The organism is Symbiobacterium ostreiconchae (assembly GCF_055396975.1).
On the sequence record NZ_AP042454.1, the window covers coordinates 3,261,200 to 3,286,876 of the forward strand.

At 70.5% G+C, this 25,677-nt stretch carries 18 protein-coding genes and 2 tRNA genes; 7 read left to right on the forward strand and 13 right to left on the reverse strand.

All coding sequences use genetic code 11. The features are described from left to right. Positions 1 to 870: 870 nt before the first annotated feature. Positions 871 to 1,482 (reverse strand): 3-isopropylmalate dehydratase small subunit, encoded by a 612-nt coding sequence (gene leuD / locus ACZ5UM_RS15860; RefSeq protein WP_464845258.1) that lies wholly within the window; start codon positions 1,480 to 1,482, stop codon positions 871 to 873. Continuing rightward, positions 1,479 to 2,903: a 3-isopropylmalate dehydratase large subunit gene (gene leuC, locus ACZ5UM_RS15865; protein WP_464845259.1), complete on the reverse strand. Its 1,425-nt coding sequence runs from the start codon at positions 2,901 to 2,903 to the stop codon at positions 1,479 to 1,481. The genes leuD and leuC overlap by 4 nt, the downstream gene beginning before the upstream one ends. A gap of 99 nt (positions 2,904 to 3,002) precedes the next feature. Here leuC and ACZ5UM_RS15870 point away from each other — a divergent pair, with 99 nt between their 5' ends. The 4 genes from ACZ5UM_RS15870 to ACZ5UM_RS15885 all read left to right on the forward strand — a co-directional run bounded on the left by ACZ5UM_RS15870 (position 3,003) and on the right by ACZ5UM_RS15885 (position 6,127). Then, positions 3,003 to 3,902, forward strand: coding sequence for a LysR family transcriptional regulator (locus ACZ5UM_RS15870; protein WP_464845260.1), 900 nt, complete (start codon positions 3,003 to 3,005; stop codon positions 3,900 to 3,902). 82 nt (positions 3,903 to 3,984) lie between these two features. After that, the gene (locus tag ACZ5UM_RS15875) at positions 3,985 to 4,251 is read left to right on the forward strand and encodes a hypothetical protein (RefSeq protein ID WP_464845261.1); all 267 of its coding nucleotides are present in this window, start codon (positions 3,985 to 3,987) and stop codon (positions 4,249 to 4,251) included. A 107-nt stretch (positions 4,252 to 4,358) separates the two neighbouring features. Then, positions 4,359 to 5,018: a YczE/YyaS/YitT family protein gene (locus ACZ5UM_RS15880; RefSeq protein ID WP_464845262.1), complete on the forward strand. Its 660-nt coding sequence runs from the start codon at positions 4,359 to 4,361 to the stop codon at positions 5,016 to 5,018. Between the two features lie 116 nt (positions 5,019 to 5,134). Next, positions 5,135 to 6,127, forward strand: coding sequence for a sodium:calcium antiporter (locus ACZ5UM_RS15885; RefSeq protein ID WP_464845263.1), 993 nt, complete (start codon positions 5,135 to 5,137; stop codon positions 6,125 to 6,127). Positions 6,128 to 6,293: 166 nt separating this feature from the next. On the opposite strand, the gene tkt is transcribed toward ACZ5UM_RS15885, so the two are convergent. Both tkt and ACZ5UM_RS15895 read right to left on the reverse strand, forming a co-directional pair. Beyond that, a complete protein-coding gene (tkt, locus tag ACZ5UM_RS15890; protein WP_464848403.1) occupies positions 6,294 to 8,306 on the reverse strand; it encodes a transketolase in 2,013 nt (670 codons plus the stop codon). A gap of 127 nt (positions 8,307 to 8,433) precedes the next feature. Beyond that, complete coding sequence (locus tag ACZ5UM_RS15895; RefSeq protein ID WP_464845264.1) at positions 8,434 to 11,028, reverse strand: coiled-coil domain-containing protein; 2,595 nt, start codon at positions 11,026 to 11,028, stop codon at positions 8,434 to 8,436. Positions 11,029 to 11,419: 391 nt separating this feature from the next. Between ACZ5UM_RS15895 and hflX the strand changes: the two genes are divergently transcribed. From hflX to ACZ5UM_RS15910, 3 genes are all read left to right on the forward strand, one after another. Then, entirely contained in the window at positions 11,420 to 12,703 is a 1,284-nt protein-coding gene (hflX, locus tag ACZ5UM_RS15900) for a GTPase HflX (protein WP_464845265.1), read from the forward strand. 83 nt (positions 12,704 to 12,786) lie between these two features. Continuing rightward, complete coding sequence (locus ACZ5UM_RS15905; protein ID WP_464845266.1) at positions 12,787 to 13,695, forward strand: histidine phosphatase family protein; 909 nt, start codon at positions 12,787 to 12,789, stop codon at positions 13,693 to 13,695. A gap of 162 nt (positions 13,696 to 13,857) precedes the next feature. Continuing rightward, the gene (locus tag ACZ5UM_RS15910) at positions 13,858 to 16,407 is read left to right on the forward strand and encodes a transglycosylase domain-containing protein (RefSeq protein ID WP_464845267.1); all 2,550 of its coding nucleotides are present in this window, start codon (positions 13,858 to 13,860) and stop codon (positions 16,405 to 16,407) included. An 88-nt stretch (positions 16,408 to 16,495) separates the two neighbouring features. Here the strand turns inward: ACZ5UM_RS15910 and ACZ5UM_RS15915 are convergent, their stop codons facing one another. From ACZ5UM_RS15915 to mrdA, 9 genes are all read right to left on the reverse strand, one after another. Beyond that, a complete protein-coding gene (locus ACZ5UM_RS15915) occupies positions 16,496 to 17,995 on the reverse strand; it encodes an SLC13 family permease (protein WP_464845268.1) in 1,500 nt (499 codons plus the stop codon). A 201-nt stretch (positions 17,996 to 18,196) separates the two neighbouring features. Then, entirely contained in the window at positions 18,197 to 18,880 is a 684-nt protein-coding gene (locus tag ACZ5UM_RS15920) for a response regulator (RefSeq protein WP_464845269.1), read from the reverse strand. Next, on the reverse strand, positions 18,877 to 20,511 hold the full coding sequence (locus ACZ5UM_RS15925) for an ATP-binding protein (RefSeq protein ID WP_464845270.1): 1,635 nt from the start codon (positions 20,509 to 20,511) through the stop codon (positions 18,877 to 18,879). The genes ACZ5UM_RS15920 and ACZ5UM_RS15925 overlap by 4 nt, the downstream gene beginning before the upstream one ends. Before the next feature lie 38 nt (positions 20,512 to 20,549). Beyond that, on the reverse strand, positions 20,550 to 21,533 hold the full coding sequence (locus ACZ5UM_RS15930) for a TAXI family TRAP transporter solute-binding subunit (protein ID WP_464845271.1): 984 nt from the start codon (positions 21,531 to 21,533) through the stop codon (positions 20,550 to 20,552). A 299-nt stretch (positions 21,534 to 21,832) separates the two neighbouring features. Continuing rightward, a complete protein-coding gene (locus ACZ5UM_RS15935; protein WP_464845272.1) occupies positions 21,833 to 22,561 on the reverse strand; it encodes a nitroreductase family protein in 729 nt (242 codons plus the stop codon). Between the two features lie 85 nt (positions 22,562 to 22,646). Then, positions 22,647 to 22,721: transfer RNA gene (locus ACZ5UM_RS15940), tRNA-Cys, on the reverse strand. 5 nt (positions 22,722 to 22,726) lie between these two features. After that, positions 22,727 to 22,803: transfer RNA gene (locus ACZ5UM_RS15945), tRNA-Ile, on the reverse strand. Between the two features lie 113 nt (positions 22,804 to 22,916). After that, a complete protein-coding gene (locus tag ACZ5UM_RS15950) occupies positions 22,917 to 23,576 on the reverse strand; it encodes a hypothetical protein (protein ID WP_464845273.1) in 660 nt (219 codons plus the stop codon). A 250-nt stretch (positions 23,577 to 23,826) separates the two neighbouring features. Beyond that, positions 23,827 to 25,674, reverse strand: coding sequence for a penicillin-binding protein 2 (gene mrdA / locus ACZ5UM_RS15955; RefSeq protein WP_464845274.1), 1,848 nt, complete (start codon positions 25,672 to 25,674; stop codon positions 23,827 to 23,829). Positions 25,675 to 25,677: the final 3 nt, after the last annotated feature.

Consider the following 25,677-nt stretch of genomic DNA (forward strand, 5'->3'; position numbering starts at 1 on the left):
GCGCGCAGGAATCGCCGGTGCTGATTCGCGCACCGGCTCACGCCCTGTCCCCGGAGCCCCGCGCACGATTCTCCCACGATGTGCAGGTTTCACGGGCGGAACTCGCATTTCGTGGGAGCCGGGGGGCAACTCGCGTGGGCCCCCGCCCGGATCCTGGACCAAGACCAGGGGCCCGGCTCCAGCAGGGACCGCCCTGTGTGGCGATGCGTCGACCCCTTCACGCCTGCGCCTCGCACGCCGACGCTTTCTCCCACGCCTTGCGCGTCTCCACGTCATTCCCCGTGGTGCGTGGGCGCGTCGGTGCGGAGTGGCCGAACCACTTCAGCATCCTCCCACGGCCTGCGCGATGCACCGGCCAAACGCGCATGTCGTGGGAGACTCGTCCCCAGCAGGCACAAGGATCGGGTCGTTTCACACACCGGGTTACCCCTTCCGCCCCGGACATGCGCGTCCGCGGCGCACGACCGGCGTCCTACGGGAGGCGCTGCCCCGGCGGCCACGCGGGGCCCGGTCCCGCTGCTCCGTATCTCACACACTCTGCGCGTTCCGGGAGGCTCGCGCGCATCTCGTTGGAGATCGGGAACACGCCCGGACCTGCGTAATCGCCCCCTGCCCACAGCCCGGCCGGAGCTGTCTCACACGTCTTGCGCGGTTCACCGGGCGAACTCGCACCTCGTGGAATACGGCCGCCTGCGCTGAGGAGTGAAGACAAGGGGCGGAGGCGCTCGCCTCCGCCCTCTCCTCCTATGCATTCACACCCGGCAGCGCCGGCGGCATCAGGAACACGCCTTCCGGCGAGCGGCCCATGGGTACGACGGCCACGATGGCGTCCCGGTTGACCTGGCTCCGCCGCGGTCTCCGGCTCCAACCCTACCGCGCCACCGTGCGCGGCAGCCACGCCGGGCGCCGGGCTTCGTACGCCGCAATCTCATCTTCGTATTGCAGCGTCAGCCCGATCTCGTCCAGCCCGTGCAGCATGCGGTGCCGGCGGAACTCGTCGATGGCGAACTCCGCGCGGAAGCCCTCCCCGTCCTCCACGACGCACCGCTCCAGGTCCACCGTGAGCTGATAGCCGGGCGCGGCCGCGCGCCGCATGAGCTCGTTCACCGCCTCCTCCGACAGCACCACGGGCAGCAGACCGTTCTGGAAGCAGTTGTTGTAGAAGATGTCCGCAAACGACGGGGCGATGACCGCCCGGAAGCCGTAGTCCGTAAGCGCCCACGGCGCGTGCTCCCGGGAGGAGCCCGAGCCGAAGTTCCGCCCGGCGATCAGAATCGTGGCCCCCTGATACTGCGGCCGGTTCAGCACGAACTCGGGGTTCGGCGAGCCGTCGGGCAGGTAGCGCCAGTCGTAGAACAGGAACTGGCCGAAGCCCGTCCGCTCGATCCGCTTCAGGAACTGCTTCGGGATGATCTGGTCGGTGTCCACGTTCACCCGGTCCAGCGGCACCGCCAGACCCGTCTCCCGCACAAAGGGCCTCACTGCGCCGCACCCCCTTCCGCCAGCAGCTCGCGCACGTCGACGAAGTGGCCCGCAATCGCCGCAGCCGCGGCCATCGCCGGGCTGACCAGGTGCGTCCGCCCGCCCCGGCCCTGGCGCCCCTCGAAGTTCCGGTTGGAGGTGGACGCGCACCGCTCGCCGGGCGAGAGGATGTCGGGGTTCATCCCCAGGCACATCGAGCAGCCGGCCTCCCGCCACTCGAAGCCCGCCTCCCGGAAGATCTGGTCCAGCCCCTCCGCCTCCGCCTGCGCCTTCACCTGGCCGGAGCCGGGAACGACCATCGCCCGGACCCCCGGGGCGACCTTTCGCCCCTTCACCACCGCCGCGGCGGCCCGCAGGTCCTCGATGCGCCCGTTGGTGCAGGAACCGATGAACACCCGGTCGATGCGAATGTCCTGGATCGGCGTGCCGGGCGTGAGGCCCATGTAGGCCAGAGCCGCCTCCGCCGCCTTGCGCTGGGCGGGATCCGCGAAGTCCGCCGGATCCGGCACCCGGCCGGTGACCGGCGCCACCTGCCCCGGGTTGGTCCCCCACGAGACGGTGGGCGCCAGCCGGCTGGCGTCGAACTCCACCACCCGGTCGTAGACGGCGTCGGGGTCGGAGGCCAGCGAGCGCCAGTCCGCCACGGCCGCTTCCCACAGCTCCCCCTGGGGCGCGTGGGGCCGGCCCTTCAGGTAGGCGAAGGTGACCTCGTCGGGGGCGATCATCCCCGCCCGGGCCCCCGCCTCGATGGACATGTTGCAGACGGTCATCCTTCCTTCCATCGAGAGCGAGCGGATCGCCTCGCCGGTGTACTCGATCACGTAGCCGGTGGCGCCGTCGGTGCCGATCTGGCCGATGATGCCGAGGATCAGGTCCTTCGCCGTCGTCCCCGGCGGCAGCTTCCCGTTCACGCGGATCTCCATCACCTTCGGCTTGTGCTGCACGAGACACTGCGTGGCCAGCACATGCTCCACCTCGCTGGTGCCGATGCCGAAGGCCAGGGCGCCGAAGGCCCCGTGGGTTGCCGTGTGGCTGTCGCCGCAGACGATCGTCATGCCCGGCTGGGTGAGCCCCAGCTCCGGCCCGATGACGTGCACGATGCCCTGGTACGGGCTGTGCAGGTCGAAGAGCCGCACGCCGAACTCCTCACAGTTCTGCTGCAGCGCCGCCATCTGCCGGGCGGCGATCTCGTCGGTCATGGGCTGCGACCGGTCGGTCGTGGGCACGTTGTGGTCCATGGTGGCCAGGGTCAGATCCGGCCGGCGGACCTTCCGCCCCGCCAGGCGCAGCCCCTCGAACGCCTGGGGAGAGGTCACCTCGTGCACCAGGTGCAGGTCGATGTAGAGCAGCGCCGGCCGGCCGGGCTCCTGCCGCACCACGTGCCGCTCCCAGATCTTGTCCAGCATGGTCCGTCCGCTCATGCCATTCACCCCTTTCCCCCATATATACCGGGGCTTGTGCCAGAACTCAAAGATATGATAACTATGATGATGATAGTCATTGCCTATGGAGGTGACCCTGTGGAGCTGCACCACCTGCGCTATTTCGTCTCCGTGGCCCGGCACCGCAGCTTCACCCGGGCCGCCGAGGAGAACATGGTGGCCCAGCCGTCGCTCAGCCAGCAGATCCGCCGGCTCGAGGCGGAGCTGGGCGCGCCGCTTTTCGACCGCAGCCGGACGCCGGTCCGGCTCACAGACGCCGGCGAGGCGCTGCTTCCCCACGCGGAGGCGATTCTGCGCCAGGTGGAGGCCGCCCGCAGGGCGGTGGAGGAGCGGATCGGCCTGCAGACCGGCCGGCTGGTGCTGGGCAGTCTGCCCATGACCGGATCCCGCCTGCTGCCGCGGGCGATCACCGCGTACCGAGAGCGGTATCCGGGGATTCAGGTCATCCTGCGGGAGGAGTCGACCCAGCGGCTGACCGAGCTGGCCGTGGCGGGGGAGACGGACCTCACGCTGACGACGCTGCCGGTGGGCAGCCCCGACCTGGCGTGGCAGCCCCTGCTGACCGAGCCGATCCTGCTGGCGCTGCCGCCCGACCACCCCCTGGCCCGGAACGGCGGCGCTGCGGAATGTGCGGTTCCCCTTGCGGCCGTCGCGCGCGAACCCTTCCTGCTCATGAAACCGGGATACGGATTCCGGGACCTGGTGCTGGCCGCGTGCCACGCCGCGGGCTTCTCGCCCAACATCGCCTTCGAGTCGGCGCAGATCGAGACGCTCCAGGCGATGGTCGCCGCCGGGCTAGGCGTCACGCTGGTCCCGCAGATGGCGGCCGACCGCAGCCTGAGTCCGTCCCCGGTCTTCGTCCGCATCGCGGGCGAGCCGCTTACGCGCACCCTCGCCCTGGCCTGGCGGCGCGACCGCGCCCTGCCCCGGTCGGCCCACGCCTTCCTCGAACTGGCATCGGAACTTTGGCCCTTTTAGCCAAATTTCCAACGACTGCCTGAAACCCGGCGGGCCTCCCGTTCGTCTTAACAGGTGAAAGCGCCCTGGGGGAGGCGATCGCATGAACTATCGGCGCTGGATTCTGATCTGCACCGACTGCGCCTACATCATCGCCGCCGCGCTGGCGGTCTGGGCCGTCCCCCTGCTGTATCAGTCGGGGCCGCTGGCCGTGCTGCCCTACGTGGGCATCGCGGGCATGATCTGGTCCGCGGGGACCGCGGCCGGGCTCGCCGCCATCTGGTTCCGCCGCGATTGGGAGGATTCGCGGCTGCGCAACTGGCTCGCGTCGCTCTTCCGGCGTCCCGTGTGGCAAGAAGGGGAAGCATGATTTACTTTACTGTACTAAATCGTGTATCATAGTGAATGACCCCGGCCGTGGGCGGCCGGGGTCTTCGGTTCACCGCATCTGAGAGCAGTGCATGGGGTGGTTGGGGCTTGCAGCGTCAACTCGTTCTCCGGCTGGTCTGGTATTACATCGGCATCGTGATCACGTGCTTCGGGTATGCCCTCGTCATCACGCCGGGCCTGGGCGCCGGCCCCTGGGACATCCTGCACCTGGGGATCAGCGGGCGCACCGGCGTCCCGCTGGGGCTGGTGGTGCAGGTGCTGGGCGCGTTCATCATTCTCCTGGACATCCTCCTCGGCATGCGCCCCAATCTGGGCATGGTGCTGAACATGCTCTCCTTCGGCCCGATCCTCCAGTTCATCCTGGAGCGCATGCCCGTCCCCGGAACCGCCGCCGGCCTCTGGGCGATGCTGGCCGCGGGCATCCTGGTCTCGGGCGTCGGCACGGCGTTTTACGCCAGCGCCGACCTCGGCGCGGGTCCCCGGGACTCGCTGATGATCGGCCTCACGCGCAAGCTGGGGCTTCCCGTCGCCGTGGTGAAGAACGGCCTCGATCTGGTTGTCTCCCTGGTCGGCTGGGGACTGGGCGGGCCGCTGGGCGCCGGCACCGTGGCGGTGGTCCTGGGCGTCGGCCCGTCGGTGCAGCTGGGCTTCTACCTGGCTGCCCACCTCGCCCGGATCCGCCTGCTGCACGGCATCGTGCGGCCGGTGCCGCTCAGATCGGCGCCCGCCGCGCAGCCGCGAGGGTAGTCGCCCTCTGGCATCGCGCCGGTAGGTGGTATATGGTAGAATTGTTGCTAGATGCTCACGGCAAGACTGAATCAGGGATTGCGTCTCTCAACTCCCGGCAGAGGATGTGATTTGCGTTGAACCCGTGGCTCTTGTTCGCCATCTGTGCCGCCGTCATCGTGGTTGCGGGGCGCGCCATCTCCAACGCGTCGGACGAACTGGCCGAGAGAACCGGACTCGGCCGGGCCTTTATCGGTTCACTCCTCCTCGCCGGCGCCACCTCGCTCCCCGAAGTGGCCGCCTCCGGCTCCGCCGCCTATATGGGCGCGGGGAACCTCGCCCTGGGTAACGTGTTCGGCAGCAATATCTTCAACATCGTCATGATCATGATCGGTCAGATCTTCGCGGCACGCCACATTCTCTCCAACGTGTCGCCGACGCACGTCACCACCGCGGCGACGGGCATGCTGCTGAGCGGCATCGCCGCCGTCAGCATCCTCTCTCCGCAGCCGGCCCCGTCCTTCCTGGGCGCCGGCCTGGACACGTGGCTCATCGCCGTGCTCTACATGCTCATCATTCGCCTGCTCCCCACCACGGAGGGGCAGGAGGCGGAGATTGCGGCGGCATCCCAGACCGAAGAGGCGACCTCTTCCACCCCGCTGTCCGTCCTCTGGCTGAAGTTCGCGGCCTCGGCGGCCGCGATTCTGGTGGCCGGCTGGTTCCTGAGCAGCGCCGCCGACCAGATTGCGGTCATCACCGGCATGGGCCAGACCTTCATCGGCAGCACGCTGCTGGCCGCCTCCACCTCGCTGCCCGAGCTGTCGGTCACCATCTTCACCGCGCGGATGGGCGCCTATGACCTGCTGCTGGGCAACATGCTCGGGAGCAACATCTTCAACATGATCATCCTGCTGATCAGCGACCTGTTCCAGGCCGGCAGCACGCCGATCCTCTCCACCGGCACCACGGGCCAGGTGATCTCGGCCCTGGTTGGTCTGGTGCTCTCCGCCATCGTGGTGGTGGCCCTGACCCTGCCCCGGCGTGAGGTCAAGTTCAAGTTCTCCTGGGAGATGTGGCTGATTCTGATCGGCTACCTGGTGGGTCTCCGTATGATCTACCTGGCAGGATAAGCTCCGAACGAACGGCAGACCCCGGCCCGCCGCGGGCCGGGGTCTGTTCGTCTCGCACGGACTGGGGGCTGGGCCGGAACGATGCACGGGCACCGGCCTGCTGCGGACCGCAGCGGGGCCGGTGCCGCCCACCAGACGACGCGGCCGGGGCGTTCCCCACCACACGCTATGCAGTGAGCCACTCAGCCACCCGCGCCGCCACCTGCGCCGGCGTGAACCCGAACTTCTCCGCCAGCACGCCGGCGGGCGCCGAGGCGCCGAAGTCCTCGTGGCCGATGGCCAGCCCGTCCCGGCCGATCAGCCGGTACCAGCCGTCGGTGCGGCCCGCCTCGATGGCGGCCAGCCGGCCGACCAGGACCTGCTCCTGATACTCCCGGGGCTGCCGCAGGAAGAGCTCGACCGAGGGCATCGAGACCACCCGCACGGCAATCCCCTGCCCGGCCAGCAGCTTCTGCGCCTCCAGGGCCAGTCCCACCTCGGAGCCGGTGGCGATCAGCGTGGCAACCGGATCGTCGGCGTCGGCGATCACGTACCCGCCCTTCCACACGTCCCGGATGGCGAAGCCTTCGGGCCGCTCCAGCAGCGGCACGTTCTGCCGGGTCAGGGCGAAGATCGTCGGCTCCTTCGCCTCCATCAGCGCGTACGCCCAGGCCATGGCCGTCTCCACGCCGTCGGCCGGCCGGAAGAGCGTGACGTGCGGGATCATCCTGAGAGACCACAGGTGCTCGACGGGCTGGTGCGTCGGTCCGTCCTCACCCAGGTAGAAGGAGTCGTGGGTGAAGACGAAGATCGAGGGCACCTGCATGAGCGCGGCCAGGCGGATCGTCGGGCGCATGTAGTCCGAGAAGACCAGGAAGGTCGCGCCGTAGGCCCGGAAACCGCCGTAGAGCACGACGCCGTTGACGATGGCGCCCATGGCGTGCTCCCGCACCCCGAAGTGGAAGTTGCGGCCGGACCAGGAGAAGTGGTAGTCGTCGATCCGGCCGTCGGGGCCGATGTCGCCCCCGCCCTTGATGGTGGTCAGGTTCGACTCCGCCAGGTCGGCCGAGCCGCCCACCAGCGCGGGCACCAGGGCCGCCGCCCGCTGGATCACCATCTCCGAGTACTTGCGGGTCGCCAGCGGCTTGTCGCTCCTGGCCGCCTCCACCAGCTGCTCGTCCAGGTCCGCGGGCACCATGAGGTTCTTGTGCACGTCCCAGAGGCGCGCCTTCTCGGGGTGGGCCTGCCGCCAGGCCTCGAAGCCCTCCTGCCACCGGCGGGCTTCGCCCTGCTTCTCCGCCTTCAGCTCGGCGAAGAAAGCCCGGACCTCGTCAGGCACCCAGAAGGCGGGCTCCTGCGGCCAGCCGAGCGCCTCCTTGGTGAGCCGGGTCTCCTCCGGCCCCAGCGGCGCCCCGTGGCACGAGGCCTTGCCGGCCTTGTTGGGCGATCCGTGCCCGATGACCGTGCGGCAGATGATCAGCGAGGGCTTGTCCGTAACCGCCTGCGCCCGCTGGATGGCGGCCGCGATCGCCTGGTGGTCGTGGCCGTCGCACTGGTCCACGTGCCAGCCGTACGACTCAAACCGCTTCCGGACGTCCTCGGCGAAGGCGATGTCGGTGTTGCCCTCGATGGAGATCTCGTTGTCGTCGTAGAGGAAGATCAGCCGGCCCAGCTTCCACTGGCCCGCCAGCGCGGCGGCCTCCGCCGCGACACCCTCCATCAGGTCGCCGTCGCCGCAGATGCCGTAGATGTAGTGATCGACAGGCCGGAAGTCCTCGGTGTTGACCCGGGCGGCCAGCATCTCCGCCGCCGCCGCCATGCCCACCGCGTGGGCGATGCCCTGGCCCAGCGGGCCCGTGGTCACCTCGACGCCGGGCGTGTGGCCGTACTCGGGGTGCCCCGGCGTACGGCTGCCCCACTGCCGGAAAGCCTGGATCTGCTCCATGTCCAGGTCGTAGCCCGTCAGGTGGAGCAGGGCGTAGAGCAGCATGGACCCGTGGCCGTTGGAGAGGATGAAGCGGTCGCGGTTGGGCCAGTCGGGATTCTCCGGGTCGAAGCGCAGGAACTGGGTCCAGAGGACAAAGGCCATGTCGGCGCAGCCCATCGGGGCGCCCGGGTGGCCGCTCTTGGCCTTCTCCACCGCATCCACCGCGAGCATCTTGATGGTGTTCACGGCGGCCTGGCGCAGTTCCGGTGTCAGGCTGGAAACTTGCACGGTGACGAAAACCTCCTTACCTGGACGGTCGATCCATCTGCCCTCATTACCTTACCACCAAACCGCGCGGAAGGGGAAGCCAGTTTGGCCTCCCCCGTAGCATGCGCAAACCCTACTTCCACCTTCCGCCCCCGCCGGAGGTGCCGCCGCCCCCGAACCGTCCGCCGCCGCCGGCGGTCCCCCCTCCGCCGAAGCGGCCCCCGCCGCCGGAGCTGCGGCCGCCGCCGAAACCGCCCCCAAAGCCGCCGCCGAAGCCGCCCGAGCCGCCCCGGGAACCGCTGCTGTGCCGCATCAGCTGAGCCGCAGCCGCCGCAGCCAGGGCCTCCCGGCGGCGCCGCTCCTCCGCCAGGTGGCGCTGGTAGGCCGCCACCAGCGCCCGGGCATGGCGCATCGCCGCGTCGGCGCCGGCGATGGCCTGGTCGTACCGGCCGGCGGCCAGCGCCTGCTCCGCACCATCCAGGGCCCGCTGCAGCGCCGCGGCCGCGCTGGGGCTGTACCGGCTGTGGACCAGGGCTGCGGTCGCCTCGGTCCTGGCCTGCCGGAGCCGGGCCCGGGCCGCCTCCGCCCGGCGGGCCAGCTCCTCCGCCGACCGGCGCAGCGCGGACGCCATCTCCAGCGCGCCCGCGGCCTCCCGGCCCGCCCGGCCGACCCGCAGCGGCCGCTCGGCCAGCAGGCGGCGCGCCTCACCGAGCCCGCTGTCGACGCGGTTCCACCGCTCGGCCAGATCGCGCGGCAGGACAAGCCCGTTGCGGGCCACCACCTCCTGCGCCGCCGCCCATTCCCGCTCGGCCCGGGCGAGCTGCTCGCGGGCGGCGCCCTCGGCCTCGGCCAGCCGGTCCGGGCGCACCGCCAGCAGTTCGGCCCGCTCCCGCAGAGCGGCCAGTTCCGCGAGCCGCTCGTTCAGCAGGCGGTAGGCCTCCAGGTAACGCTGCACATCCGGCTCCGTCAGCCGCCCCGCTTCCTCCAGGTCCGCGCGCGCCCGCCGCTCCAGGTCGGCCAGGGCCTGCGGCAGGTCGCGGACGTCGGCCCAGTCCTCGGCCGCGTAGCGGGCGGCCAGCTGCTCGATCACGGCGCGGGCAGGGCCCTGGCTGCCGGCCAGCCAGCCGGCCCCCTCCGCCAGCGCCTGCCGCTTCGCCGGATACTGCTCCACGGCCTCCCGGTACCGGGCCAGGATCGCCCGCACGTCGTCCAGGGCCGACTGTCCGCCTTCCAGCGCCTCCTGCGCACCGTCCACATCGCCCAGGGCCATTCGCTCGGCGGCCCGGGCCTGCTGCCTGAGAGCCCGCTCCAGCGCCTGGACCGGGTCCTCCTCCACGAACCGCAGCCCGAGGCTCACCCGGACCTCCTCGATCTCGGCCCGGGCCTTCCCGGCGTCCTTCTGCTGCGCAGCATGCGCCTGCTGCTGTTCAGCGAGCCGGGCCACGTCGGCCCCGACCGCCGCGAAGGCCTCGCCGGCCTCCTGCATGAGCCGCAGGGCCCGCACCGGGTCCTCGGTCCGGTCGGACTCCGCTGCCTGCTGCACCCCTGCCGCGGCATCCAACCGCTCCTGCAAGTGGGCCAGTACCCAGCCGGTGCGGCCCCGCAGGTCGGCCAGGGCGCCGACCGCCCGATCCCGCCGGGCAGACGTCTCGGTCACCGCGCCCTCCCAGCCGTGCACGGCCGCGGAGACGGGCGCGTAGGCCTCCTGCGCCTCGCGGTTGGCGGCAGCCGCCTGGGTGAAGGCCTTGTGCACCTGATCCAGCGCCCGCGTGGCCGAGCCGAACCGCCACCGGCGGGCCAGCCGCTCGGCCTCGGCCAGCTTTTCGCTGCCGGTGCGGTAGGCGTCAAAGGCCCGGTCGGCCGCGGCGGCGGCCGCCTGCACGTGGTCGCGGGTCTCCGGCCCGTCGTAGTTGCGGGCAAGCGGCAGGTCCTGCTCGTGCAGCTTCACCAGCCCCGACACGAAGCCATCCCTCAGCTCCAGGCACTTGCGGTGCAGCCGCCGGTACTGCAGGAAGAGCCCCAGCTCCAGGGCGGCGGCTGCCAGCGCGGCCAGCCCCGCAAGCAGCAGGGCCACGAGGCCCGGGCTCACCGAGCGCCCGCCGCTCCGGCCCGGCGCGGTCCCGCCGCCCGAGGGCGGCTGCACCGGCGCCGACCCGCCGGCGCCGGGCGAGGGCTTCACCGCGGACGATCCGCCCGGGCTGGGCGCAGGCCGCACCGGCGCCGCGGCCAGGGATTCAATGCGCGCCGCGGCCGCGACGACCGCGCCCGCGATGTCGCCTTCCGAGGCCGGCGGGATGAAGGCATCCAGAATGCGGTCGACCGAATCCTCAAATGCCCGCCCGGTCGCCTCCCGGAATGCCGACTGCACGGCGCCGTCCTTCCAGACCCGGAAGTCGACGAGCCCCTCTTTCAGGGCAATGGTAATTAGCACCGCATCCCGCGGCACCTGCTCCATCATCTCGATCGCCATCTCCTGGAAGCGGGCCTCCGCGTCCGGCGGCTCGGGTCCGGCAAAGGCCTCCTCCAGGATGACCACCCGGAAGGCGAAACGGCGCCCGGTCAGGTCGTTTTCCAGCCGCTCCAGCTCCGCGGCGGAAAACAGGCCGGCCCGGTCGTCCACCACCCCGCCCGGGCTGGTGGCCGCCACCGCCGCGGGCGTGACCGTAAGCAGCATGGTCAGGGAGAAAAGCACCAGGACGAGACCGGAACGTACAGCGCGCTTCACCATGCGGTCGCCTCCTCGTCGGTAGGTCATTCGCCGGGCGGTGCCGCGGCACCTTCGCCTGTTAGAGAGTTTCTGCCCGGCCCGAAAGGTTCGGCCGGCGCCCCCGCGAGCCGTTGACTTTCGCTTTGGCAGAGAGGTAGAATAGACCCGGACTTTGCAAAGGAGGGGACCGTCATGCTCTGGATCGCGATGCGTCTGCGCGGCGAGATCCACATGCACAAGCCCTCTCCGGCGCGCCCTCGGTAGCGGTGCCTGATCACGCAAGGCAGCGCGGCCGCGGCCCTGGTGGGGCTGCGGCCTTTTTGTGTGTCCATGCCGCCGCGGCCTCGCCCGGATCCCGCGGACCGACGGCCCCGGAGAGCCGGAACCGACTTCGAGACGAGGAGTGGCTGTGATGAACGAGACCCGACTGCGAGACCGTCAGGCCACGGCATTCCTGGTCGGGCTGGAGCTGCCTTCCGCCTCCCGCGACGGGTGGAGCGCCGCGGAGTCGCTGGACGAGCTGGAGCGGCTCGTCGACACCGCCGGCGCCGCCGTGGTCGGCCGGGAGGTGCAGAGCCGGCCCGCGCCCGACGTGGCCACCTACATCGGCCGGGGCAAGGCCGAGGAGATCGAGCTCCTGCGCCGCGAGCTGGAGTTCGACTTCGTCATCTTCGACGACGAGCTGACACCGGTGCAGCAGCGGAACCTGGAGAAGATCATCGACTGCCAGGTGCTGGACCGCTCGGCAGTCATCCTGGACATCTTCGCGCTCCGGGCACGCACCCGGGAGGCCAAGCTGCAGGTGGAGCTGGCCCAGCTGGGGTACCGGCTGCCGCGCCTCACCGGCAAGGGCATCGAGCTCTCCCGGCAGGCCGGCTCCGCGGCAACGGTGTTCAACCGCGGCCCCGGCGAGACGAAGCTGGAAGTGGACCGGCGGCGCATCCGGGACCGGATGGCGGCCCTCAGGCGGGAGCTGGAGGAGATCAAGGCCCACCGGGACCGGCTGCGGGCCGAGCGGAAGGCCTCGGCCGTGCCGGTGGTGGCCCTCACCGGCTACACCAACGCCGGCAAGTCCACCCTGCACCGGGCCCTGGCGGGCTCCGACGTGCTGGCGGAGGACCGGCTCTTCGCCACCCTGGACGCCACGACGCGCCGGGTGGAGCCCGCGGAGGGCGAGCCCTACCTGCTGGTGGACACCGTCGGCTTCATCCACAACCTGCCGCACCAGCTGGTGGCGGCCTTCCGCTCGACCCTGGAGGAGGTGAACCAGGCCGACCTGCTGCTGCACGTGGTCGACGCCTCCCACCCCAAGCGGGCCGAGCAGATGGCGACCGTGCACCGGGTACTGGCGGAGCTGGGCGCGGGGGACAAGCCGACGATCGTGGTCTTCAACAAGCGCGACCGGGTGGACCCGGCGGAGCTGGACCACCTGCTGCGCCACACGCCCGGCGCGGTGGCCGTGGCCGCGGCGCTGGGCCAGAACCTGGACGGGCTGCAGGCGGCGATCCAGCAGGCCCTGCGGGACCGGCGGGAGGTGCTGGAGCTGGTCATCCCCTACGCCCGGTCCGCCTGGGTGGCGTGGGTGCACGAGCGCGGGCAGGTGCTGGCCGAGGAGCACCGGGCCGACGGCACCTACGTGAAGGTCGAGCTCGAGAAGGGACTGGCGGCCCGTCTGCGGGCGGCGCTGGCGGAGTAGCGGACGGCGCCGGTTTTGACCATTCCGGACGCCGGACTTATACTGGAACCGTATTCTGTCGTTGGGAAGGAAGGAGCAGCCTCGTGAAGACCTACCTCGCGCTCGTGCGTCACGGTGTGACCGACTGGAACTACGACGGCCGCGCCCAGGGCCAGGTCGACGTCCCCCTCAACGCCGAGGGGGAGCGGCAGGCCGAAGCGGTCGCCGCCCGGATGGCGACGGAGCGGTGGGACGCGGTCTACAGCAGCGATCTGGCCCGCGCCCGGGCGACGGCCGAGGCGATCTGCCGGCGGACCGGCCACACGCTGGTCACCGACCGGCGGCTCCGGGAGCGCGACATGGGCCCTGCGGAGGGCCTTACCGCGGTCGAACGCGAGATCCTGTGGCCGGGCGTGGCCCTGAGCGACATCCCCGGGGTCGAGTCCGACGCGGCGCTGGGCCGGCGGGCCGAGGCCATTCTCACCGAGATCGCCCGCCGCCATCCCGGCCAGCGGGTCATCGTCGTCTCCCACGGGGCGCTGCTCAACCGGTTCCTGCAGCAGACGGTGAAGGCGAAGCCGGTGAACTTCCGCAACACCGGCATCAGCCCCGTGGTCTGGGACGGCGAGGCCTTCCATCCCGCCGGCGGCCACGACTACCGGCACCTGCTGGTCGATGGGGTGGAGTACGACGGGGTCCGCACCCGCCTGGTCCACTATGTGCAGCGGGAAGGGCTCCCGGGCGCGGCAATGCCGCCGGAGGCGGCCGCGCGCATGCTGCGCAACTCGTCCGCCGTGGAGGCGGCCTGGGTGGACGAGCGGCTGGTGGGCTTCGTGCGCGCCTTCACCGACCGGGTCCGGTACGGCTACATCGACCTGCTGTACACGGCGCCGGGGTACGGCCGGGTGGCGGAGGTGCTCCGCCGGCGGCTGGCCGAGCGCTTCCCGGGCGTCCGGTTCGAGCTGGTCAACGTCACCGAAGCGGGCGAAGCCGGGGCGGCCACCGGCGCGTAGGGCAGGAGCCGCGTGCCGCAGAACCGAAACCGGAGGGCCTGCGTCTAACTCCCGGAGCTTGTGCGCCGGAGCCTGCAGACCTGAGCCGACAAGCGATCGGCCCTGAAGAACCCCGGAGCGCTCCGGGGTTCTTCGCGGTTTAACGTTAAGGAGGTGGAGCCCATGCCGCATCCCGCCAACGCGCAGCAGAGACCAAGGAAGACGCCATGGCCGTGGATCCGCCGGGCAGCCCTGGGCGCGGCGCTGCTCTTCGCCGCCTGGCTGCTCTGGTGCGCAGGCTCCGCCGTTTACCTCTTCGCCACGCTGCCTGCAGAGGGGCTTCAGCCCGGCCGGCCGTCGATGGTCTACGCCTTCGACGGCAGCGAGATCGGGCCCCTCACCGGCGATGTCTACCAGGTCCCGGTGGACGTGGCGGAACTGCCGCCCCACGTGCCCGGGGCCTTCGTGGCGTCGGAGGACATCCGCTTCTACCAGCACCCGGGCGTGGACCTGCGGGGCATCGCCCGCGCCCTGCTCACCAACCTGCGGGAGCGGACCATCGCCGAGGGCGGCAGCACCATCACCCAGCAGGTGGTGAAGAACACCTTCCTCACGCCGCACCAGACCCTCTCCCGCAAGGTTCAGGAGGCGGTCCTGGCCCTGCTCCTGGAGACCCGGTACGAGAAGGACGAGATCCTGGGCCTCTACCTGAACCAGCTCTACATGGGCCATGGCACCTACGGCGTGGGCGCCGCCGCGCAGCTCTATTTCAGCAAGGATGCCCGGGACCTGACCCCGGGCGAGGCGGCGGCCCTGGCCGGCATCGCCCCGGCCCCCGAGAGCTTCAGCCCGCTGCGGGAGCCCGACGCCGCGCGGGAGCGGCGTGACCTGGTGCTGGACCGGATGGTCGCCGCGGGCTACCTCACCCCGGAGCAGGCGGAGGCGGAGAAGGCCCGTCCCCTGAACGTGGCGGAAGGCGATCTGAACCTGCACAACCCCTACCCCTGGTACATGGACCAGGTGCGGGCGGAGCTCCGGGAGCGCTACGGGCTCGACGCCCAGATGGTCGCGCTGATGGGGCTGCAGATTTACACCGGCCTGGATCCGGCGATGCAGCAGGCGGCGGAGGCGCGCCTCGCGGCCCGCATCTTCCCCGCCCACGCGCCGGACGGAATCGAGGCCGCGTTCGCCGCCGTGGACCCGCGCAGCGGCGAGGTGCGGGCGCTGGTGGGCGGACGGGCGTACCCGCCCGGCGGCGGCCTGAACCGGGCCGTGCAGGGCCGGATCGCCCCCGGCTCGGTGCTGAAGCCCGTGGTCGTGTATGCGCCGGCCATCGAGTACGAGGGGCTGACCGCCGAGAGCATCATCGTCGACGAGCCCATGGACCTCGACGGCTGGCAGCCCCAGAACTGGGACTTTCAGTTCCGGGGCGAGGTGACGCTGCGGGAGGCGGCCAGACTCTCGCTCAACATCCCGGCCATCAAGCTCCTGGACCAGGTGGGCGTCGAGCGGGCGAAGGCGTTCGCGGAGGCGCTGGGCATCCCCTTCGCCGAGTCCGACCGGGACCTCACCCTCGCCCTGGGGGCGATGGCCGAAGGGGTGAGCCCGCTGGAGGTCGCGGCGGCGTATCAGGCCTTTGCCAACGGGGGCGTCTGGCGGGAGCCGCACACCATCACCAAGGTCGAGGCGGCCGGCCGCGCGCTGCGGGGCAGGTCCGTCACCGTGCGCCGGGCCATGCAGCCTGAGACCGCCCATGCCGTCACCGACATCCTGCAGACGGTCGTCACCCAGGGCACGGGCACCGGCGCCCTGATCGACCGGCCCATGGCCGGCAAGACCGGCTCGGTGGAGCTGCCGCCCGACCCGGCCTTCGAGGGCCTCTCGGGCAACAGCGCCGCCTGGTTCGCCGGCTACACCCCCGACGTCGCGGCCTGCGTATGGGTCGGCTACGACCAGGTGGACCCCGACCACTACCTGCCGCCGGAGGTGAACGGCTCCACGTATCCGGCGGCGCTCTGGCGCCAGGTGGTGGGCGCGGCGCTGGCCGGGCGGCCGGTCCTGGCCTTCCCCGGCCCCGACGGCGGCCCGCCCCGGGTGGTGGAGACGCCCCCCGCGCCTGAGCCGCCGCAGCCCGCCGAACCCGCGCCGCAGGCGCCGGCCCTGCCGCGGATCGCAGACCTCACGGCTTCGCCGGGTCCGCAGCCCGGGTCCGTCAACCTGACCTGGCGTGCGGAGGGCGGCGACGTGCCGGCCGAGGGCCTCAGGTTCCTGATCCTGCGGGGCGCCGGGGCCGACCCGCCGCCGGACGATGCGCACACCGTCGCCACGGTGGCCGCCTCCCCCTACCTGGACGTGCTGACGCAGCCGGGAACGTACTACTACCGGGTGGCGGCCGTCGACCTGGCCTCCGGGACCCTCGGCGAGCCGTCGGCTCCCGTGGCGGTACAGGTCGTGTGGGAGGAGCCGGGGGACGGGGAGCCCGGCGATGAGGCACCTGGGGAAGAGGAACCCGGGGACGGTCATCCCGGCGACGATGAACCGGGCAACGGCGGACCCGGTGGCGGAGAACCGGGCGACGGGGAACCGGGGGACACTGAACCGGGGGACGGCGAGCCGGTGGACGGCGAACCCGGGCACGGCAGACCCGGCGACGACGAACCGGGGGATGAGGAACCCGGGCACGGTGAACCCGGCGACGGTGAATCCGCTGATGATGAACCCGGGGCACGGTGAACCCGGACAGGAAAACGAACGGGGCTATCCCGGCAGTCCAGGCTGCCCGGATAGCCCCCTTCCGCGCGGAACCCACCGCCCGGCGCCCTTACAGCAGGCCGACCCACTTCCAGTAGGTGGCGGCGAAGAGCAGGATCAGCAGGTAACCGGCGATCGTCAGCGGCACGCCGGTCTTCATCAGGTCCCTGGCCGTGAAGGTGCCGGTGCCGTAGGCCAGCATGTTCTGCGGCGCGTTCACCGGCAGGATGAAGCCGAAGCTGACCACAAACTGCTGAATCAGCACCATCGCCATCGGCGGGACGTCCGGCCGGTTCATCGAGGTCATCATGGCGATGACCACCGGGATCAAGGTCGAGCTCAGGCTCGTGGCGCTGGCGAAACCGAAGTGGATCACGATGTTGAACAGCGAGAGCAGGGCGATCATCGCCAGGACCGGCATCATCTTCAGCCCGGTGGCGGCGATGAAGGCGTCGGCCAGCCAGGAGGCGGCGTTGGTCCGGAGCAGCGTGGTGCCCAGCGAGATGCCCACGCAGAACATCACGATGGTGCCCCAGGGGACCAGCTCCTCCGCCTGCTTCCAGTTCATCACGCCGATGCCCGGTGTCAGCATGATGGCGACGGCCGCCAGCGTGGTGGTCGTGGTGTCCAGCGGGTGGACGATGCCCTCCGTCGCCCACAGGAAGAGCAGGGCCGCGGCGATGACGATGAGCCGCTTCTCGGCCGGTGTCACGGGACCCAGCGTGGCCAGCTGCTCCCGGATCATCTCCTGACCGTTGGGGATCTCCTCCACCTCGGGCGGCAGCACCTTCAGCAGGATGAAGTAGAGGATCACGGTCATGATCACGGCCCACGGGGCGGCGTAGAGCAGCCACTGGACCCAGGTGACGGTGATGCCGAAGGCCTCCTCCATGAACCCGATGGCCACCATGTTCTGGGCGGCAGCGGTCTTGACGCCGATGTTCCAGATGGAGGCCACCTGCGTCGTGGCGATCATGAGCAGCGCGGCGAACCGCGACGTCTTCTCCATGCCGAACGCGGCCACCATGCCCAGCATGATCGGGACGATGGCGCCGACGCGGGCGGTCGTCGACGGGACGAAGAAGGCGAGCACGATGCCCACCAGCAGCGAGCCGATGAGGACGGCCCGGGTGCGGGAACCCACCTTCGACAGGATCAGCAGCGCGATGCGCTTGTCCAGGCGGGTGACCTGCATGGCCACCGACAGGAAGAGGGCACCAGCCACCAGCATGCCGGCCGAGTTGCTGAAGCCGCCCAGGGCCCAGCTCAGGGCCGACTTGGTGCCCAGCAGCTTGCCGGGGGCGTCGGGGTTGGGTGACAGACCGAGCAGCAACGAAATCAGGCCAATGATGAGGGCTGCGCTCACCGGGTACGACACCGCCTCGGTCACCCAGAGGATGACGGCGAAGGCGAGGATCGCCAGGGCGCGGTGTCCGACGACGGGTAGGGATGCGGGCGTGGGCAGCAGGAGGATGACCACCATGACCAGCGTGGCGATGACGAGCCACAGAATCCTGCGGTCGAGGTTCTTCCGTGCGGAACTTGCCTGTGCGGACGGGGTAGCCGCCATACGTCCTGACCTCCAATCCAAGAAGATTCCCCCCACTGGGGATCCTCCTTGGACGCGGCCTCACAGGCGCCCTATTTTCGCACCATTCCCCGCGCTGATCCCATACGGCTCGTTTGTCTCATAGTTCCACCGGCAGGCGCCCCGGCCCCCTGCCGCCTGCGGCCGTACCGGTACGCTTCGCTGCGGCCCGCTTCGCCCCGCTCACTGATCCCGCTTGCGGTAGCGCAGCTCGGGCCGGCCCACCGACCCGTACAGCGGTTCCACGTCGATCTCGCCCGTCGTCGCGAGGTAGCGCAGGTAGCGGTGCGCGGTGGAACGGCTCACGCCCGCCGCCCGGGCCACCTCCTCGCTGGTGAGGCCCTGCGGCCGCTCGTCGAAGACGTGGAGGATGCGCTGCAGCGTCACGGCGTCCACGCCCTTCGGCAGGTCCAGCTCGGCCGCCCCGGGCTGGGGCCGGCCCAGCAGCCGGTCGATCTCGGCCTGGCTCACCTCTTTCTGGCCTTCCCGCTCCAGCTCCGCCAGCCGCCGCTGATAGGCCTTCAGCGACTCGATCAGCCGGTCGACCCGGAACGGCTTCAGCAGATAATCGACGGCCCCCGCCCGGAGCGCCTCCCGCACCGTGTCGGGCTCGCGCGCAGCCGAGATGACGATGACGTCCGTGCCGAGCCCGGCCGCCCGGATCCGGCGGAGCACCTCCAGCCCGGGCACGTCCGGAAGGTAAATGTCCAGCACCACCAGCTTCGGACGATCCTCCAGCACCCGCTCGATGGCCTCCCGGCCGGTGTAGGCGACGCCGATGACGGCAAAGCCCGGCACCCGCTCCACAACCCTCCGGTGGACCATGGCGACGGTGCAGTCGTCCTCCACCACCAACACGGAGATCACGCTTCCACCTCCATCGGGATCGTCACGGAGAAGCGGCTGGGATCCTGCTCGACGGTGATCTGGCCGCCCGCCTGCTTCACCAGGAGGTGCACCAGGGCCAGGCCGAAGCCCCGGCGACCGCCCCGACGGGTCGAATAGCCGTCCTGGAAGATCCGGCTGCGGAACTCCGGCGACACGCCGGGGCCGCCGTCGGTCACGGCGATGACGGCCGTGGGGCCCGTGTCGTTCAGGTACAGCCGGACCCAGCGGTCCGGCTCCGGCAGGTCGGCCACCGCCTCGATCGCGTTGTCCAGCAGGTTGCCGAGGATGGTCACCAGCATCTCCACGCCCAGCTCGGCCCGCGCCCGCTCCAGCCGGCTCGCCGGGTCCAGCTCGAGCCGCACGTGCAGCTCGGCCGCCCGGTGGTACTTGCCAAGGATGATCGCCTGGATCATCGGCTCGGAGATGGTGCGGACCAGCTGGTCCAGCAGGTCCTGTTCCTGGCCCTGCACGCGCATGATCAGCTCCAGCGCCTCATCCAGGGCGCCGAGCTCAATCAGCCCGGCCACCGCGTGCAGCCGGTTGCGGAACTCGTGCGCCTGCGCCCGCAGGGCGTCGCTGTACCGGCGCACGGCGTTCAGCTCCCCGGCGAGCTGCTGCAGCTCCGTCCGGTCGCGGAAGGAGGCGACGGCCCCCATCGGCTGGCCCCGGTAGCGCAGCGGCATCTGGTTGACCACCACCACGCGGTCGTTCACGATCATCTCCTGGTCGAAGACCGCCTCGCCGCTGGCCAGGATTTCCGTGAGGCGGGAGGAGGGCAGCACCTCGGCCATCGGGCGGCCCACCGCGTCCGGCGGCAGACCGAGGATCGCGCTGGCCTCGTCGTTGATCACCGTCAGCCGCCCCTCCCCGTCGACCGCCACGATCCCCTCGCGCACGGCCTGCAGGATGGCGGTCCGGGACTCCAGCAGGGCCGCGATCTGCCGGGGCTCCAGGCCGAACATCTGCGCCTTGGTGTGGCGGGCCAGCAGCACAGCGCCCACCACGCCGATCCCGAGGCCCACCGCCGCCGCCAGCGCCACCCGCTGGACGACGCTGCGGATCCAGAGATCGACGGCCTCCAGCTGAAAACCCACCGCCACCATGCCCACCAGTTCGCCGCCGGGCCGAAACACCGGGGCGACGCCCGCCAGGGCCGGCGTGCGCCCCTCGTGCACCCGCGCGTAGAACGCCCGCCCCTCCATGAGGGCGGGCCCGTAATCAAGGCCCACCGTGGCCTTTCCCAGTTCCGAGGGGTCGCTGGCCGCGTACCGGCGGCCGGCCCGGTCCATCACGATGACGAAATCGGCTCCGGTGGACTGACGGATGCGATCCGCCATGGGGGCGATGGCCGCCACCGGGTCCTCGCTGTCGAACCCCGCCTGCAGGGCCGGACTCACGGCGAAAGTCCTGGCGATGTCGCGGGCGCGGGTGCCGATCTCCTGCTCCAGGGTGTCGCTGATCAGGAACATCACCGGCACCGCGGTGGCCGCCAGCACCACCAGGACCAGCAGGGCTGCCAGGACGATGTTCTGCGTCTGCAGGGACCCCCGCCACAGGGCGTTCTGCACCTGGGCGCCCCAGCGCCCGACGACGGCGCCCCAGCGCCTCATGCCGGCACTCCGGCCCCCCGTTCCAGCACTCCGGCCCTTCATTCCAGCACCCCGGCCTCCTTCAGGAACCGGGCCGCCCCGGGGTGCGGTTCGATCACCCCGGTCTGGCCCCGCATCGCCTCTTCGAGGCGAAGGACAGCTGCAGGATGCGATGCCGTCAGCGCGCACGGGTCGCGGTAGAGCACCTGCATCAGCCGGTAGACCAGGTCGTCGGGGAGGTCCGCCCGCACCACCAGCACGTTGGCGACGGCGACGGTCTCCACGTCCGTCTCCTGGTTGGGGTACGTCCCCGCCGGGATGGTGAACGGCTCATACCAGGGGTACTGCTTCATCACCGCCGTGGCGTCGACGGGCAGGATCCTCACCTTTCCCGATTCCAGCATCCGGACGACGGAGGGGGTCAGCAGCCCGCCGGGAATCATGGCGCCGTCCGCCGTGCCGGCGATCAGCGCATCCGCGGACTCGTCGTAGTGGTAGTAGAACAGCCGCGTGTCGGTCAGCTTCACGCCGTAAGTGGAGAGGATCTCCGCGGAGTTGATCTCCGCCGCGCTCTCCCGGGGGCCGGGGATGTAGCGGCTCCCCGCGATGCCGGCGGGATCTTCGATCCCCGCGTCTTTCCGCACCACCAGGTGCATCACGTTGGGGTACAGGTAGGTCATGCCCCTGATGACGCGCTTCATCTCCGGGCCGGTCACGGGGTCCACCAGCGCGTTGTACAGCACCCCCGCCTGGACAAAGGCCAGTTCGGCCTTCCCCTCCGAGAGCAGCCGCAGGTTCTCCGGCCCGCCCCCGGTGACCAGCACCTCGGTCTCCAGCTCGGGTATCTCCCTGGCGAAGAGCTCCGCCATGCCCTTCCCCACCGGGTAGTACACCCCGGCCGTGGTCGCCGTGGCGATGCGGACCTCTCCGTAGGCCGCAGGATCCGGCGGTGGCGTCTCTTTCGCTGTGCCGCAGCCGGCGAGGGCGGCCGTCAGCAGGATGAGTCCGGATGCGAGCAGGCCGGTGAGCCGTCTCCGCTGCACCGTGGGCCCCCCTTTCACGTCCCACTAGCGGAGATTTCGGTATTTGAAAGGTACATCCCTTCTTAAATCCAGGCGGATCCGGGTAATGGACAGGGATTCCCCCGCACCCGGGGGCCGCGCGACACGGCTCTGCACGCCCGCATGCGGCGTCGAAGTGATCTGGACGCCCTCATCCGGCGCCCGCATCGCCGCGCCGGAACCGCCACTTTTCCACTTCCGCCTCCGGGCCCAAGTCGAAAACTTGCGGTTCCCATGAAAGCAGAAAACCGCCGCTCCCCGTGCGGCGGTTCAAGCCCCGGCTACACACCCGTCCAGTCGTCCAGCATCACCTTGACCGAGCGGGACATCTCCCGGCTGAAGTCCGAGTCCCACTTCCGCCGCCGGAAGGCGTCGATCCAGCGGGCCAGCTCGGCCCCGGCCACGCCGTTGCGGGCGGTGATCATCGCGGCCATGTCGCGGACCTGGTAGCGGTTCTCGTGGACGATGTCCGACACCCGGAAGCGGGGCGGCTTCCGGCGCCGCTTCTGCTCCTCCGTCGGGTAGCCGAAGCAGAGCAGCGTCACCGGCGCCACATACTTCGGCAGCCCGAGCAGCGCCTTGTGGATCTCATAGTTCTCCATGATGTCGCCGATGTAGCACGAGCCCAGGCCCAGCGACTCGGCGGCCACCACCGCGTTCTGTGCGGCGATCAGCGCGTCGCAGCAGGCGAGCAGGAAGTCGCCGTACGACGGCCGGCGGGTGGCCGGGTCCGAAGCGGCGAACAGTCCGAACCACCGGCTGTAGTCTGCGCAGAAGACGAGCACCATGGGCGCCGTGGCGATGAACGGCTGGTCGTCGCAGGTCTTCGCCAGCGTCGCCTTCAGAGCGGGATCGGTCACCTCGATGATCGAGTAGAGCGTCATGTTGCCGGCCGAAGGGGCCTGGAGCGCGGCCTCGAGAACGGCCCGCCGCACCTCGGGCTCGATGGGCCGGTCGGCGTAGGCCCGCACCGACTTGCGGCTGTGAAGGGACTGCAGGATCGGGTTCATGTCTCTTGCCCCCAATGCGGAGCGGCGCGGTGCCCTGCACCGCGCCGCCAGGCCCGGTTTCCGGGCCGCTGCTCTCCGTTTTTCCTGGAGGTGGGTGTGGGATTCGAACCCACGGATAACGGTTTTGCAGACCGCCGCGTTACCTCTTCGCCAACCCACCGGATCTGGTGCGAGAGCCGGGATTCGAACCCGGGACCTCTCGGTTATCAGCCGAGTGCTCTGGCCGACTGAGCTACCCTCGCAGCAGGGCCCCGCATCCGTGCGGGGCCGGATCCCTATCGCGGAACTTTATCGTACCGGATTTCGGGTCAGATTGCAAGCCCGTAATTTTCGCCAACTATAACTTTCGACAGCCTCATGCCGCCCTCTGCGCCGCGCCCGGCCGCGGCCGCAGGGACAGGGAAACCCCGGCATAAAGCAGCAGGATCCCGGCGGTCTGCGTGAAGGCGAAAATCTGCGAGAACGCCAGCAGACCGGCCGAGCCGCCGCCGACGGCGAACACGAACACGCCGGCGGCGATGAGCAGCGCGAAAGCCGCGCGGGTACGAACGAACGAGAGGATGGCCGTAACCAGGATGATCAGCGAACCGCCGATGTTCTGCAGCAGGAAGGGCAGCTTGATCGCCGCCGTGGGCGCCGACCGGAAGGCCTCGCTGGCCACCACCTCGGGACCCGTGCCGGCCGTGAGCAGCGTCGCGGCGATGACCCAGACGGCGGTCGCGGCCGCCAGCGCCAGGACGATCTGCCCGAACCGCTGGGAAAGCAGGTAGGCACTGCCGACGCTGAGGAAGGCCACGCAGCCGCTGGCCGTGGACCAGTAGAGCCACCAGAGCACCGCCGGCACCTGGCCGGTCAGCTCGTAGACCAGCTCGGGCAGCGCGGCGAGCGCGATCAGGATCAGGCCGACCCCGTACCAGAGCGAATGCGGCCGCTTCCGCCTGCCGTAGTGCGCCAGCAGCCGCCCGCCCAGCAGCAGGGAAAGCACGACCAGGACCGAGTTGGCAACGGTCATCATCTGTCCGACTCCCCTCTCTCCCCACATCCTTTTCTGATCCTTACGTTTTGCATGTTAGCTAGCCGGCCCACCGGTGTCAAACCGGCCCGCCCGGTATTTCCAGCGGGCGGGCCGGGCTGCGACACTAGGGCCAACACCCGATAGGCACACTCGGATTACGGCCGGGCGCACCACCAACGAGGCCTCCGGGCCAACCGGGCTGGCACACCACCAACGAGGCCCCCGGCCAGCCGGGCCGGGGGCCTGCGGATCAGTCCGCCTTGTTGATGCGGGCCGGTCCCTTGTCATCGATGTCAAAGTACGATGCAAAGACGGCCCGGGCCGCCGGCGCCACCCACGAACCGTGGGCGCCGCCCTCCACGAAGACCGCCACCGCAATCTCGGGGTCGTCGATGGGCGCAAAGGCGACCGTGATCGCGTCCGCATACGACTTGCCCGTCTCCGCCGATCCGGTCTTCACCGCCACCGGAACGGGGAAGTCCTGGAACACCCAGTAGGCGGTGCCCAGCGGGTGCGAGCCGCCCTTGCGCATGCCCTCGAAGACCTGCCGCCAGGCCTCCTCCGGGGCCTCCACCGTCCCGGCCACCACCGGTTCGTGCCGCCGGATCACCTCGCCGGTGCTGCTGCGGATCTCCTGCACCAGGTAGGGCTCGTAGCGCACGCCCCGGTTGGCGATGGTCGACGCGTACACAGCCAGCTGCAGCGGGGTGACCAGCACGTCGCCCTGCCCGATCGCCACCGAGTAGACGTGGCCCGGCTGCCACCGGTCGCCGTAGGACGCCTCGGTGGGCAGGAGGCCGGCGGACTCAAACGGCAGGTCGATGCCGGTCTTCCGGCCGAAGCCGAACTGCGTCAGGTACTCGGCCAGCCCGTCGATGCCCAGCCGGTGGCCGATCTCGTAGAAGTACGGGTTGCACGACTGCGCCAGGGCCATGTCGAGCGCCAGGTGCCCCTGGTCCACCGGGTACCAGTTCTTCCGGGTCGGGTCGCGGAAATACGTCGTATTGCAGTGCACCGTCTCGTACGGACCGATGACGCCGGTACTGACGCCGGCGAGGCCCACGCCCATCTTGTAGGTGGAGCCCGGGGCGAAGCCCTGGATCGACCAGTTGATGAGCGGGGAGCCGGGGACGTTGATGTTCTCGTTGTACTCCTGCGCGGAGAGCCCGACCGTCATCGCCTTGATGAAGAGGTTCGGATCGTAACTGGGCGTCTGGGCCATGGCCAGCACCGCGCCCGTCTTCACGTCCAGGGCCACCAGCGAGGCCCGGATGGGCTGCGCCTCCGGGTCGTTCTGGGCCACGATCCACTGCAGGTTGCTGACGAGCGCCTCCTCCGCCGCCTTCTGCAGATCGAGGTCGAGGGTCAGCGTGAGGTCGTGCCCCGGGACAGGGTCCACCTCTTCCACCGTGCCCAGCGGGTTCCCCGCGGGGTCCACGGCCTTCACCCTCTTCCCGGCCTTGCCCTGGAGCATGGCTTCGTAGGAGAGCTCGATGCCGTCCTTGCCGACGACGGAGTCCGGGTGATAGCCCTGGAAGGCCTCGCTCTCCAGCTGCTCCTCGGAGATCGGCTGCACGTACCCGATCACGTTGCCGGCGACCTTGCCGTTCGGGTAGCGGCGCACCGACTGGATGACGATCGCCACCCCCGGGAACTCGGCCTGCCGCTCGATGAACGTCGCGACGGTGGACTGCGAGAGCCCCGTGCGGATCACCAGGTCCTCCGCCTGCCGGCCCCAGCGCTCGTGCAGCCGCACCCGCTCCATGACGTACTCGCTGATCTCCTCCGCCAGGGCCGGGTCGCCCTCCGCCAGGAGCCGGCTCAGCTCCGGCAGGATCCGGGCCACATGGTCGGGCCGCTGATCGTACAGGATCGCCGCGTAGACCGGCTCGCTGGTCGCCAGCGGCCGGCCGTCGCGGTCGTATATCGCCCCTCTGGGCGCAAAGACAGGCAGCTCAACGAAGTTCTGGGCGACAGCCCGGCTCGTCCAGGCCGCCGCTTCCACGACTGTCAGACGGTAGAGTCGGGCGCCCATCACGCCGATCGCCAGCACCATGGCTCCCAGCAGGACGAGCACACGCTTCTGCTCGCTGCGCATCTC